The sequence below is a fragment of the Flagellimonas amphidinii genome, assembly GCF_013090115.1.
Taxonomy (GTDB): Bacteria; Bacteroidota; Bacteroidia; order Flavobacteriales; family Flavobacteriaceae; genus Flagellimonas; species Flagellimonas amphidinii.
Genome location: NZ_JABFNN010000039.1, coordinates 525,897 through 537,669, shown reverse-complemented (window position 1 = coordinate 537,669; position 11,773 = coordinate 525,897). Strand labels below are relative to the sequence as shown.

Annotated in this window: 12 protein-coding genes; 3 read left to right on the top strand and 9 right to left on the bottom strand. The window is 38.8% G+C overall.

Annotated elements, in window-relative coordinates:
* Positions 1 to 126 precede the first annotated feature (126 nt).
* On the top strand, positions 127 to 1,365 hold the full coding sequence (locus tag HJC33_RS14305) for a peroxiredoxin family protein (protein ID WP_171659500.1): 1,239 nt from the start codon (positions 127 to 129) through the stop codon (positions 1,363 to 1,365).
* Here the strand turns inward: HJC33_RS14305 and leuB are convergent.
* Together leuB and HJC33_RS14295 are read right to left on the bottom strand one after the other, a co-directional pair.
* The gene (gene leuB, locus HJC33_RS14300; RefSeq protein WP_171659499.1) at positions 1,358 to 2,476 is read right to left on the bottom strand and encodes a 3-isopropylmalate dehydrogenase; all 1,119 of its coding nucleotides are present in this window, start codon (positions 2,474 to 2,476) and stop codon (positions 1,358 to 1,360) included. The genes HJC33_RS14305 and leuB overlap by 8 nt on opposite strands.
* Positions 2,477 to 2,507: 31 nt before the next feature.
* Complete coding sequence (locus HJC33_RS14295) at positions 2,508 to 3,680, bottom strand: 2-isopropylmalate synthase (protein WP_171659498.1); 1,173 nt, start codon at positions 3,678 to 3,680, stop codon at positions 2,508 to 2,510.
* Positions 3,681 to 3,827: 147 nt separating this feature from the next.
* On the opposite strand from HJC33_RS14295, the gene HJC33_RS14290 reads away from it, so the two are divergent.
* A complete protein-coding gene (locus HJC33_RS14290; RefSeq protein ID WP_171659497.1) occupies positions 3,828 to 5,372 on the top strand; it encodes a hypothetical protein in 1,545 nt (514 codons plus the stop codon).
* On the opposite strand, the gene HJC33_RS14285 is transcribed toward HJC33_RS14290, so the two are convergent.
* Positions 5,369 to 6,061 (bottom strand): RluA family pseudouridine synthase, encoded by a 693-nt coding sequence (locus tag HJC33_RS14285; RefSeq protein WP_171659496.1) that lies wholly within the window; start codon positions 6,059 to 6,061, stop codon positions 5,369 to 5,371. The two genes, HJC33_RS14290 and HJC33_RS14285, sit on opposite strands and share 4 nt — an antisense overlap.
* Before the next feature lie 14 nt (positions 6,062 to 6,075).
* Positions 6,076 to 6,894, bottom strand: coding sequence for a 3-methyl-2-oxobutanoate hydroxymethyltransferase (panB, locus tag HJC33_RS14280; protein WP_171659495.1), 819 nt, complete (start codon positions 6,892 to 6,894; stop codon positions 6,076 to 6,078).
* Positions 6,895 to 6,970: 76 nt separating this feature from the next.
* On the opposite strand from panB, the gene HJC33_RS14275 reads away from it, so the two are divergent.
* Positions 6,971 to 7,447 carry a nuclear transport factor 2 family protein gene (locus tag HJC33_RS14275; protein ID WP_246245560.1) on the top strand — a complete coding sequence of 159 codons (477 nt, stop codon included), beginning with the start codon at positions 6,971 to 6,973 and terminating at the stop codon, positions 7,445 to 7,447.
* A gap of 2 nt (positions 7,448 to 7,449) precedes the next feature.
* Here HJC33_RS14275 and HJC33_RS14270 read toward each other — a convergent pair whose 3' ends face one another.
* Genes HJC33_RS14270 through HJC33_RS14250 form a run of 5 tightly spaced genes read right to left on the bottom strand, consistent with a single transcriptional unit; the run spans position 7,450 to position 11,700 of the window.
* Positions 7,450 to 8,673 (bottom strand): DUF3570 domain-containing protein, encoded by a 1,224-nt coding sequence (locus tag HJC33_RS14270; protein WP_171659493.1) that lies wholly within the window; start codon positions 8,671 to 8,673, stop codon positions 7,450 to 7,452.
* Positions 8,674 to 8,681: 8 nt separating this feature from the next.
* On the bottom strand, positions 8,682 to 8,906 hold the full coding sequence (locus HJC33_RS14265; protein ID WP_171659492.1) for a DUF4266 domain-containing protein: 225 nt from the start codon (positions 8,904 to 8,906) through the stop codon (positions 8,682 to 8,684).
* Entirely contained in the window at positions 8,887 to 9,789 is a 903-nt protein-coding gene (locus HJC33_RS14260) for an FAD:protein FMN transferase (protein WP_171659491.1), read from the bottom strand. The genes HJC33_RS14265 and HJC33_RS14260 overlap by 20 nt, the downstream gene beginning before the upstream one ends.
* 33 nt (positions 9,790 to 9,822) lie before the next feature.
* Entirely contained in the window at positions 9,823 to 10,236 is a 414-nt protein-coding gene (locus HJC33_RS14255; RefSeq protein WP_171659490.1) for a thioredoxin fold domain-containing protein, read from the bottom strand.
* 42 nt (positions 10,237 to 10,278) lie between these two features.
* Positions 10,279 to 11,700: an L-serine ammonia-lyase gene (locus HJC33_RS14250; protein WP_171659489.1), complete on the bottom strand. Its 1,422-nt coding sequence runs from the start codon at positions 11,698 to 11,700 to the stop codon at positions 10,279 to 10,281.
* Positions 11,701 to 11,773 lie beyond the last annotated feature (73 nt).

Genomic DNA, 11,773 nt, shown 5'->3' with positions numbered 1-11,773 from the left:
CCCCAATTTTAAAGTGGACAAATATAAAACAATACAAAAATACATTCAACGTAAAAGATACTTAGGGATGGCGATATGTTATGTTTTCAATACAATTTTCTATTTTTAAGAAAAATCTTTCAATATATGAAAAGAGTTCGGCTTTGTTTTTTGGTCATTTTTGGTGTGATATGTTCCTGCAAAGAAGAAAAAAAGGAACTGGCTGTGGGGGATTGGTGGGCCAAGATGGATGTTTCGGACAATGATATATTGCCCTTTAATTTTTCTTTGTTCAAAAATGAAAAAGGAGATTACAATATAGAAATGTACAATGCAGAGGAAGTGGTTTTTGTGGATGAAATTGAAATACGGAGGGATTCCATTCACATTCAAATGCCAATTTTTGAAGGATACATAGCCGGAACCTTTACCAGTGAAGAAATTGAGGGTGAATTTATAAAGGAAAGTCTTGATCGTGTTGTGCCTTTTTCGGCCTTCTATGGAAAACGAGAACGTTTTAAAGTAAAGGACGAAGCTAGGGTCAATATTTCTGGGGTGTGGGAAACCTATTTTGACATTAATACGGAAAAGGAATATCCTGCAAAGGGTATTTTTATGCAAGATGATAATGTGGTTAAGGGAACATTTAGGACCAAAACGGGAGATTATAGATTTTTAGAAGGAATTGTGAGTGGCGACAGTTTAAAACTATCCACTTTTGATGGATCAAAGGTGTATCTGTTCACCGCTAAAGTCACGGATAGTACTCTGGAAGGCAAGTTTTTTTCCGGGAATCATTCAGTTGAAAATTTTATGGGTATTAGAAATGAGGCTTTTGATCTTCCAGATGCAAATAGTTTAACATTTTTAAAGGAGGGATATGATCAATTTGATTTTGCCTTTCCCGATGAGAGAGGGAATATTGTCCGTCTTTCAGACCAAAGATTCAATGGAAAGGTGGTTTTGGTTCAAATTATGGGTACATGGTGCACCAACTGTTTGGATGAAACACGGTTTTATTTGGACTTTTTTAAGCAGCATCCAGATTTGGATGTAGAGTTGGTTGGTTTGGCTTTTGAATATGCAAAGACCAAAGAAAAAGCCTTGGAGGGGATTACTCGACTCAAAAAGCGGGTAGGGGCCAATTATCCCATTTTATTGGCGCAATATGGAACTTCTAACAAACAAATGGCCAATGAAAAACTACCTATGCTGAACCATATTTTATCCTACCCCACCACTATTTATATTGATAAGAATGGAGAGGTGGAGAAAATACATACCGGATTTAACGGCCCAGCTACAGGTGAAAAATACATGGAGTTTGAAAAAGAATTTTCAGAAACTATAGAACAATTGGCCGCAATGGAGGTTGCGGCTAAATAATGGTGGATTTCCCCAAATCAATATTTTCATCGTTCATATTGAAATCATCATCACTGTCAACTATAGTGTGAGCGATGAAATCACCTACATGATTAGTGCCATATTGACTTTTGACATTTAAATCTGGAGTTACGATACCTTTTTCAAGTGATTTGTTGACCGCCATCCTAACCGACATAGCTTCTTCATAAAGGTCAAAATGTTCCAATAACATGGCAGCAGAAAGAATAGAGGCAATTGGGTTGGCAATATCTTTTCCTTTTGCCTGGGGGTAAGAACCATGAATAGGTTCAAAAAGTGCATTTTGATTGCCAATGGAAGCGGAAGGCAACATTCCTATGGAGCCACCGATAACACTTCCTTCATCAGAAATAATATCCCCAAACATGTTTTCTGTTAGAATAACATCAAATTGATTGGGATTGAGTATGATTTGCATGGCAGCATTGTCCACAAAAAGAAAATCCAATGCGACTTCTGGATAGCTTTGGCTAATTTGTGAGACCACCTTTCTCCATAATCTGGAAGATTCCAAAACATTGGCTTTGTCCACCAAGGTGAGTTTGTTCTGTCTATTCTTAGCAGCTTTAAAAGCCAAATGGGCTATTCTGGAAATTTCATTTTCTGAATATTCGCATAAATCGGAAGCAACGGTTCCTTCCTCATTGATTTTCTTCTCTCCAAAATAAATCCCACCTGTAAGTTCCCGGTAGATTACAAAATCTGTTCCCGAGACTATTTCCTTTTTTAGAGGAGAGTTGTCCAATAAAGATGGAAAAACCTGTATAGGTCTAATATTGGTAAAAAGCCCTAGCTCTTTGCGAAGTTGCAATAAACCTTGCTCGGGTCTAACCTTGGCATCTGGATTATTGTCGTATTTGGGGTCTCCAATGGCTCCAAACAAAATTGCATCAGCTTCCCTGCAAAGTTTTAAAGTATGGTCTGGTAGGGGAGTTCCAAATTTATCAATAGCAATGGCACCCATTGCGGCATCCCTATACACGAAGTTATGATCAAAAACTTCCTCAACTGCCTGAAGACATTTAACTGCTTGAGCCAAAACTTCTGGTCCAACACCATCTCCAGGAAGCAAAGCAATTTTATAGTTCATTTTTGGCGATTACATGAAGGAATATCGGGAGCTATGCTATATTTTGAATACTGATATTACTTGTTTGAATGATTTGATGAATGTCATCATCAACAATTTCCTTTTTTTGGTCGGCAAACTTCAAGAAGTTTTCATACACGGCATCCAATTGTAGCTTGGTGAGTTCGTACCCAACATTTTTGGCTCGATAGGCCAATGCTGCCCTTCCACTTCTTGCAGTCAAGACAATAGAAGACTCACTGACACCAACATCCTTGGGGTCAATGATTTCATAGGTTTCACGCTGCTTTATAACTCCATCTTGGTGGATTCCAGAACTGTGGGCAAATGCATTTGAACCAACAATGGCTTTATTGGGTTGCACTGGCATTCCCATTTTTTGTGAAACCATTTGGCTGGTATCCAACAACAATTGACTATTGATGTTAGTGTCTAAATTCAAGTAAGGGTGTTGTCTCATGATCATGACGACTTCCTCTAAAGAAGTGTTGCCGGCTCTTTCCCCAATTCCGTTTATGGTACATTCTATTTGTCTTGCTCCATTGATGGCTCCAGCTATTGAATTGGCTGTGGCCAAACCTAAATCGTTATGACAATGGCAAGAAAGAATGGCTTTATCAATTCCCTTCACATTTTCCTTCAAATATTTCATTTTGGCTCCATATTCTTCTGGAAGACAATATCCTGTGGTGTCGGGAATGTTTAGTACGGTTGCACCGGCCTTGATGACAGCTTCGCATACTTGAGCTAGGAATTCGTTATCTGTACGTCCTGCATCTTCGGCATAAAACTCAACATCTTCCACAAAAGATTTTGCATATGCAACAGCTTCAACCGCCCGTTCAATAATCTTTTCACGAGTAGTATTGAATTTGAATTTGATGTGGGAATCAGAAGTACCGATTCCAGTATGTATTCTTGGGGTCTTTGCCAATTTTACCGCCTCTGCAGCTACCTCAATATCTTTTTTTACCGCTCTGGTCAATCCACAAACTGTTGCATTTTTGACCAATTTTGCAATTTCTTCAACTGATTTAAAATCTCCGGGGCTGGATATAGGAAAGCCAGCTTCAATAACATCTACGCCTAATTCATCAAGACGTTCAGCAATGACCAATTTTTGTGTAGTGTCTAACTTGCAGCCTGGAACTTGTTCTCCATCCCTAAGCGTCGTATCAAAAATTTGTACCTTATCTTTACCCATTATTTTTGTTGGTTTTTGCTAAACTATACGAAGATAAAGTAGGGGCAAGGCAAGAATGGAAAAAGCGCTTACCTTGTTACAACGTTAATTTGTATTTCGTTAGATTTAAATATCTGAAATACAGAATATTAAATTATTTATTTTACGATGACAAATGTCCATAAGGATGCCTTGTTCGTGTTGATCAAGTCGCTTTCAAAATCTGAAAAACGTCAATTTAAGCTCTATGTGGGTCGCTTGGGTGTAAATACTGATGCTAAATTTTTGGCACTTTTTAACCTTTTGGACAAAATGAGAAGCTACGATGAAAAACAAATTTTGGACAGTGGTATTGTCAAAAAGGCACAACTTTCAAATCTGAAAGCACATTTGTACAAGCAGATTTTGGTAAGTCTTCGATTGAACCCTGTTAATCAGAATATTCGTGTTCAGATAAGGGAGCAATTGGATTTTGCCACAATTTTGTATCAAAAAGGACTGTACAAACAAAGTTTGAAAATTTTGGATAAGGCTAAAAACCTGGCTATCGAAAATGAGGAAAAAAATGTCGCCTATGAAATTGTAGAGTTTGAAAAGATTATTGAAACCCAATATATCACGAGAAGTATTCCCGATAGGGCAGATGAATTGGCAGTGCAGGCCAAAGAACTGTCATTGGATAATGTCATGACAAGTAAGCTCTCCAATCTTTCGCTTCAATTGTACAGCATGATGCTTAAGGTAGGTTATGTGCGAAATGATGAGGATTTGCAACGGGTGCAAAGATATTTTGAGAATCAACTTCCAGATTATCAATTGGATAAATTGGGATTTCGTGAAAAATTATGGTTGTACAAAGCACATTTGTGGTATAGCTTATTGACCCAAGATTTTTTGTCAGCCTATAAATATGCAAGTAAATGGGTAGATCTTTTCAACGAAAATGAGGAAATGATTGCCCTAAATCCCGTTTTCTACTTAAAAGGGAATCATTACTTATTGGAGGCTTTGTTTTTTGTGAAGTACAGTTCGCAGTTTAGGGAGACCTTGGAGCGTTTGGTAACACAAGTATCCAATTCCAAATTCCCTCAGAATGATAATATTGCTTCGTTGGCATTTTTGTATATCAATTCCAATAAGCTAAATCTACATTTTTTAGAAGGTACTTTTGACAAGGGCCTTTATTTGGTGAATATTATTGAGTACGGCATCAAAAAACATAGGGAAAGGATAGATGAGCATCATATAATGCTTTTATATTATAAAATTGCCTGCTTGTATTTTGGTGTAGGGGATAACAAGAACTGCATCGTTTACTTGAAGAAAATCATCTCGAATAAAAACCTAAAAATGCGAGAGGATTTGATGTGCTTTGCCCGGGTATTGAGTTTGGTGGCCCATTATGAAGCCGGCATGGATTATCATTTGGAAGTGCAACTTAAAAGTACCTATAAGTTTTTGTTGAAAATGAACGATTTACATGCGGTGCAAAAGGAGATGATCAAATTCCTTCGGGGTCTTGGTGATATTTATCCGCATGAGCTTAAAAATGAATTCCAGAAGTTGTACAACGAGCTTAAGAAATATGAAAATCACCCTTACGAAAAAAGAGCTTTCTTGTATTTGGATATACTTTCATGGTTGGAGAGTCATTTACAGAACAAACCTGTGGGCCAAATCATTAGAGAAAAGGCCTTGACTGTAACGCGCTAAGTACAGGCATTCCAGACCGGGTCATTTGGAGGTTCAGCCGTTATGCTAAGGGTTTCTTTTTTTACAGGATGTTCCAATTGTAAACATCTGGCATGAAGATGTATGCTTCCATCTTTATTGCTTCGATCAGCTCCATATTTTAAATCTCCTTTAATATAGGAGTTTTCAGCAGCTAGTTGGGCTCTTATTTGATGGTGTCTTCCCGTTTTTAAGTCAATCTCTAAAAGAAAATAATGGTCTAGTCTTTGAAGTACCTTATAACTCAAAATAGCTTTTTTGCTATTGGGAACTTCTTTTGAATGTGCATAAGATTTGTTCTGTTTGGGATTTCGAACCAACCAATGTATCAAAGTTCCCGATTCTTCATTGGGAGGGTTCTTCACAACGGCCCAATAGGTTTTACCAGTTTTTCCTTCGGAAAAAAGTTTGTTCAATCTTGGCAGGGCCTTTGATGTTTTGGCGAATAGTACAATCCCAGAAGTGGGTCTATCCAACCGATGTACAACCCCTAGATATACATTGCCCGGTTTGTTGTACTTCTCCTTAAGATATTGTTTAACGACTTCACTTAGAGGAACATCACCGGTTTTATCTCCTTGAACAATATCCCCAGCACGTTTATTGACCGCTATCAAATGATTGTCCTCATAAAGAACAATAAGATTGGATGGATTGGATTTAATCGACAATGGACGCTTTACTATTAATACTGTTCACTTTCATTGGGAAAGTCCCTGCTTTTGACATCACCAACGTATTGGGCAATGGCGTTCCCCATTTCTTCATAAAGGTTCATGTATCTTCTTAAGAAGCGTGGATTAAATTCATGTGTCATTCCCAAAAGATCATGAACTACCAATACTTGTCCATCCACTCCATTACCGGCACCGATACCGATTACAGGAATGGAAACACTTTCGGCTACTTCTTTGGCAAGTTTAGCGGGGATTTTTTCCAACACAATGCTAAAACAACCTAATTCTTCCAATAGTTTGGCATCTTCTTTTAATTTTTTGGCTTCCTCTTCTTCTTTGGCTCGTACGGTATAGGTTCCAAATTTATAAATGGATTGTGGAGTAAGACCAAGGTGCCCCATCACAGGAATTCCAGCTTCTAAAATCCTGCTGATGGAAACTTGGATTTCAGAACCGCCCTCAACTTTTACGGCATGGGCACCACTTTCTTTCATGATTCGTATGGCAGAACGCAGGGCTTCCTTTGAATCCCCTTGATAGCTTCCAAAAGGAATATCCACTACCACCAAGGCACGTTTTGCAGCCCTTACAACAGAGCTGGCATGATATATCATTTGATCCAAGGTTATGGGCAAAGTGGTTTCGTGTCCGGCAATAACATTACTTGCAGAATCCCCCACCAAAATTACATCCACGTTGGCGGAATCAACAATTTTGGCCATGGAATAGTCGTAGGCCGTGAGCATGGATATTTTTTCCTTGCTTTGTTTCATTTCCACCAAGGATTTTACAGTAACCCTTTTGTATTCTTTTTTTGCAACTGACATTGATTCTATTTTACTGGTTAAATGTAAGCAGATTTGTTTAAATTGAACTCTAATCAAAAAACTTCAGTATATGAAAATGATGTTGACTAGCGCAATAGCAGTTATGATGTGTCTAACGGTCACAGCTCAAGGGCCCAATCCTCCAGATTTGGATGCTCAACAACAGGTAAAACAAGTTGTGGAAACTTTTTTTGATGGATTCCATAAGCAAGATTCATCAATCATTAAAAGTACCGTTGCTGATAAGATTGTATTGCAGACCACAGGAAGGGACATTGCAGGTAAGACCCGCTTTAGAACCGAAGAATTTTCAAAATTCATCACTTCAATTTGCAGTATTCCCGATAGTATCCGTTTTCAGGAGAAATTGACATCATTCTCCATACAGGTGGATAGGACCATGGCCAATGCATGGGTTGGTTATGAGTTTTGGCTTAATGGTGAATTCAGTCACTGCGGAATCAATTCATTCCAATTAGTGGATTTTGATGGCGAGTGGAAGATTATTTATCTGATTGATACCCGTGGAAGGGCTGGTTGTTTAGAGGAATAAGCTTAAGATTTTCTGCTACTTCTATTTTTTCGTGCCCTTTTGGTTTTGAAGTTAAAAGAGGTAGATAAGGTGTGCGCTCTAAGTCCATTGGATCGGGAATAATAAAAATACTGGACCGAAAATAAATGCAACCCTTTATTTTTTCGGTTGGTTGGCCAATGCCTCCACCCCATACCAAATCGGAATGAACGAATAGAGGATAGGTCATAATCCGAAGTGTAATAAGTTTCATCGGGGTCATGTTCTCCTAAAGGAGCAAAATATTTAGAGCCTCTTTGCACATAATATCTTAAACTGGGCAGCAATGTCCATTTTGGACTCAATTTTATAGCTGTTTCGTTATCCAAAGTCAGGCCTAAAATTCCAAAATTGTCAATGTATCCGCCTATGGTGTTCTTAAAAATAATATCATTGGATGCAAAACTGTTCCACTTTAAAGAAAGTGCAGCTTTATTACGTTCGTTGGGAAATTGTTCCACAGCCCTGCTATCATCTGAAAAGAAAATTCGGTGGAATGGGGTCGCCAGCAAACCTTTTTGGTAGCTCAGCGCTGAAAAAAGACCAATAGTATTTCTTCGGTTTGCAACTTGGGTAAAGCCAAGGTTCAAATTATAGGAATCCCTTCTATATTCGTCATACCATTCTTGAAAACGAAGCTCAACGGGATAAATCAAGAATTGAGGACTTTGTAAAAAACCATCGTCCAATCTACCCCAGCGTAAATCATCATTGAATATTTGCAATTGGGCCGTATACGTCCGCATATCATTTTTTGATGTTTTGGCGAATCCCAAAAACTTTCCAATTGAAAAATAGTCGGATTCTATGGAACCACTTAATCCAACGCTGATGGACATTTTACTTTTTTCAAAATATCTTGTGTAATGCATGTTGGAATACGTCCGGGTATCCAATCTGGAAGCAGAGGACATAATACGATCAATATTATCTGTTGATGCGGAAGAAATGACATCGACCCCAAGTTGAAAATCCAGACCATTCTTTCCAAATTTCTTTTTGTAATTGAAAGTTGGGCCATAAACAATAAGTCGTTCAGTGCCCTCGCCACCTGTGACAGCTGAGTTGTCCCCATCTTGAATATAGTGGTCGTAGAGTAGTTCCACCTCAGTTTCGTTTACTTTAAAGGGTTCTGATTTTTTGGTTTGCGCTGTAGAAAACAATAATGAAAATGCAAGACTACCAACAAGAAGTGTTCTTTTTTTCATATAATAGCTTAATTGCAACCACAGCCCCCGCTGCCTTTATTTCCTTCGGCTACTATAGCCCCTTCACGTATGGCGCATATATAATGTTGAAATTTGACTGCCCTTGATCCGGCCATAGACATTTCGGGGTCGTTAATGTATTGCCGCTCATAGGGTTTGAGTGCAGTGGAACATGAACCAATCAAGGAACCAAAGACTAAAAAAACGAATAAGCTACGCAGGAACTGTCTCATAGTGTAACTCTTTTGAAAAAAATATGTTGTTTTTGTCGTTTATGATGATACAATGGGTCTGTGGTAATTGGTCAATAAAGGCAATGCCTTTTTCTATTCCCATGGTATAAACAGCTGTTGCCAAAGCATCTGAGAGTTCTGCACTGGGAGAAAAAACAGAAACACTTTTAACGCCATGAACCGGTCGGCCGGTCTTGGGGTCTATATTATGCGAATATTTTTTTCCTTGATACATGAAATGTTGCTCGTAATCTCCTGAGGTGGCTACAGAGGCATTGTTTAGGGGGACATAAAAAAGAGATTCATTGCTGTTATCTGGATTGGCTATGCCAACTTTCCAAGAGCTGCCACTTTCATCTTTTCCAAAACCAGTGAGGTCGCCACTGGCATCAACATAGCCACCGATGACGTCGTTCTCTTTCCATTTTTTGCATACTACATCTGCGGCATAACCCTTTCCAATGGCAGCAAGACTTATCTTCATGCCTTTTTGTTTGAGTTTAACCGTTTTAGCGCCATCATTAAGTTGAATTTTGTGGTGTCCTATATTTTTTAAAGTTTTAGCTATCTGGATTTTATCTGGAGGAGTAAATTCTTCATTTTTGAAGTTGTACAAACGTTTTAAGGGCCCTACGGAGATATCAAAATAACCTTTGGAAATTGCTGAAATCTTAGAACAGCGTTGCAACAGAAGAAAGACCTCTTCATCAACCTGTATTGAATTTTCGCCGGCATGTTGATTGATTTGAGAAATTTGAGACTCGGGTCTGAACTCTGAAAGTAGGTTCTCTATGCGTTCTATTTCAGCAACGCCCTCATTTAAAAAGTGAATCGCTTTGGATTTGTCTTCTGAAACAATGCCCAGTTCAAAAGAACACCCCATAAGCTTGCACTTTCTTTTGTATCTATTCATTCGCTATTCTAAGATATTGCCCTTTATCTGTTCAATGAATTCCAGTGCTTCCTGATCGTGATATTCCAACGTGAAGATTTCATTTGTATCGGATTCAACCAAAAGAATAGTGGGGAAAATACCCTGAAAACCATACTTTTCTGCCATGCTGGCATTGAAGGATTCTTCATCGGCATTTAATTTTTTCCGTTGCGGAAAGTCTACTCTTTGTATCTCGATATCCTCTTTATCCAGAAATTCAACAAATTTTTCATCCCTAAGAATATGTTTATCAAACCGAATACAGTTGACACACCAGTCTGACCCTTCAAATAATACAAGCCTATAGGAAGGGACGGTTGTGCTCTTAATGCTAAATGAAAAAGATAAAAGAATGGAAAAGATAAGGGCGAGTCTGAAATATCTTGAAATCTTCATAAACGTAAATATTCGGTAAGTTCTAAAATTTTGGGTTATCAATCAACAGTCACTCAAAAAGACTCCGACAGCCAGTCCTCCTTTAGAGGTTTCCTTGTATTTTGTGCTCATGTCTTTGGCGGTTTCCCACATGGTATTCACTACTTTGTCCAAAGGGACTTTAGCTTCCTTGGGGTCGGTGTCCAAAGCCAGTTCTGCTGCATTGATTGCCTTTATGGCACCCATGGAGTTGCGTTCAATACAAGGAACTTGTACCAAACCCCCAATGGGATCACAGGTAAGACCCAAGTGGTGTTCCATGGCAATTTCCGCAGCTACCAATACCTGTTCCGGTGTACCACCTAAAAGCTCGGTCAATGCACCGGCAGCCATGGCTGATGAAACGCCAATTTCTGCCTGACAACCACCCATGGCAGCCGATATGGTAGCGCCCTTTTTAAAGATGCTTCCAATTTCACTTGCCACTAACAAGAACTTTTTGATGTGTTCAAAATCTGCATTGTGGTTTTCTATGACCATGTAATACATTAAAACAGCAGGAATGACCCCTGCACTTCCATTGGTTGGAGCGGTAACAACCCTTCCCAAAGAGGCATTCACCTCATTTACACTGAGCGCAAAGCAACTTACCCATTTTAAAATGGACCGGAACTTCACCTTGGTTTTTCTAATGACCTGCAACCATTCCCCTGGGTTAGAGTAGGGGAGTTCGCCTTTTAATTTTTGGTGCATATCAAAAGCGCGGCGTTTAACGTTGAGTCCTCCAGGTAATGTTCCCTCTGTATGGCAACCTGTGTACATGCATTCCAGCATAGTTTGCCAAACACGTTCCAACCCTTTGTCGACTTCAACGGCCGTCCTTAAGGATAATTCGTTTTCCAATACAATTGTTGAAATATACTTGTTGTACTTATTGCAGTAATGCAATAATTCATTACCAGTTTTTATGGGATAAGGAAATGTTTTGAAATTTTTTTTGTTTTCCTTGGAGTGGGAATCTTCTTTGATTACAAACCCACCACCTATGGAATAATAAGTTTCGCTTAATTGTTTGCCATTTTTTACAATAGCTTCAAACCGCAACCCATTGGCATGATAAGGCAAGAATTCTTTTTGGTAAACAATATCATTTTCAAAGTCAAAACCAATCTCCTGTGACCCCCCAAGGTTGATTTTCTTGCTGATTTTGACATTTTGAATACTATTGCCAATGCTGGATATGGGCACAGTTTCAGGGTCTGCACCAAGCAATCCCATAACTACTGCAATATCAGTGGCATGCCCTTTTCCAGTCAGTGAGAGGGAACCATAAAGTATAATTTTCACTTTAGTGATATCTTGGAAACAACCTAGCTCTTTCAGTTCATTGGCCCAACGCTCGGCTGCTCTCCAAGGGCCCAAGGTATGTGAGCTTGAGGGGCCAACCCCGATCTTGAGCATATCAAAAACACTAATACATTCCATTCAGTTCAGTTAATTTCTGCTTCAAATATAACACGACAGTAGGTATGATGTTGAAAACATGAATGATGAAATT

Coding starts and splice junctions, on each gene's coding strand:
- HJC33_RS14305 (WP_171659500.1), top strand. CDS start 127: ATGAAAAGAGTTCGGCTTTGTTTTTTGGTCATTTTTGGTGTGATATGT.
- leuB (WP_171659499.1), bottom strand. CDS start 2,476: ATGAACTATAAAATTGCTTTGCTTCCTGGAGATGGTGTTGGACCAGAA.
- HJC33_RS14295 (WP_171659498.1), bottom strand. CDS start 3,680: ATGGGTAAAGATAAGGTACAAATTTTTGATACGACGCTTAGGGATGGA.
- HJC33_RS14290 (WP_171659497.1), top strand. CDS start 3,828: ATGACAAATGTCCATAAGGATGCCTTGTTCGTGTTGATCAAGTCGCTT.
- panB (WP_171659495.1), bottom strand. CDS start 6,894: ATGTCAGTTGCAAAAAAAGAATACAAAAGGGTTACTGTAAAATCCTTG.
- HJC33_RS14275 (WP_246245560.1), top strand. CDS start 6,971: ATGATGTTGACTAGCGCAATAGCAGTTATGATGTGTCTAACGGTCACA.
- HJC33_RS14270 (WP_171659493.1), bottom strand. CDS start 8,673: ATGAAAAAAAGAACACTTCTTGTTGGTAGTCTTGCATTTTCATTATTG.
- HJC33_RS14265 (WP_171659492.1), bottom strand. CDS start 8,906: ATGAGACAGTTCCTGCGTAGCTTATTCGTTTTTTTAGTCTTTGGTTCC.
- HJC33_RS14260 (WP_171659491.1), bottom strand. CDS start 9,789: ATGGGGTGTTCTTTTGAACTGGGCATTGTTTCAGAAGACAAATCCAAA.
- HJC33_RS14255 (WP_171659490.1), bottom strand. CDS start 10,236: ATGAAGATTTCAAGATATTTCAGACTCGCCCTTATCTTTTCCATTCTT.
- HJC33_RS14250 (WP_171659489.1), bottom strand. CDS start 11,700: ATGGAATGTATTAGTGTTTTTGATATGCTCAAGATCGGGGTTGGCCCC.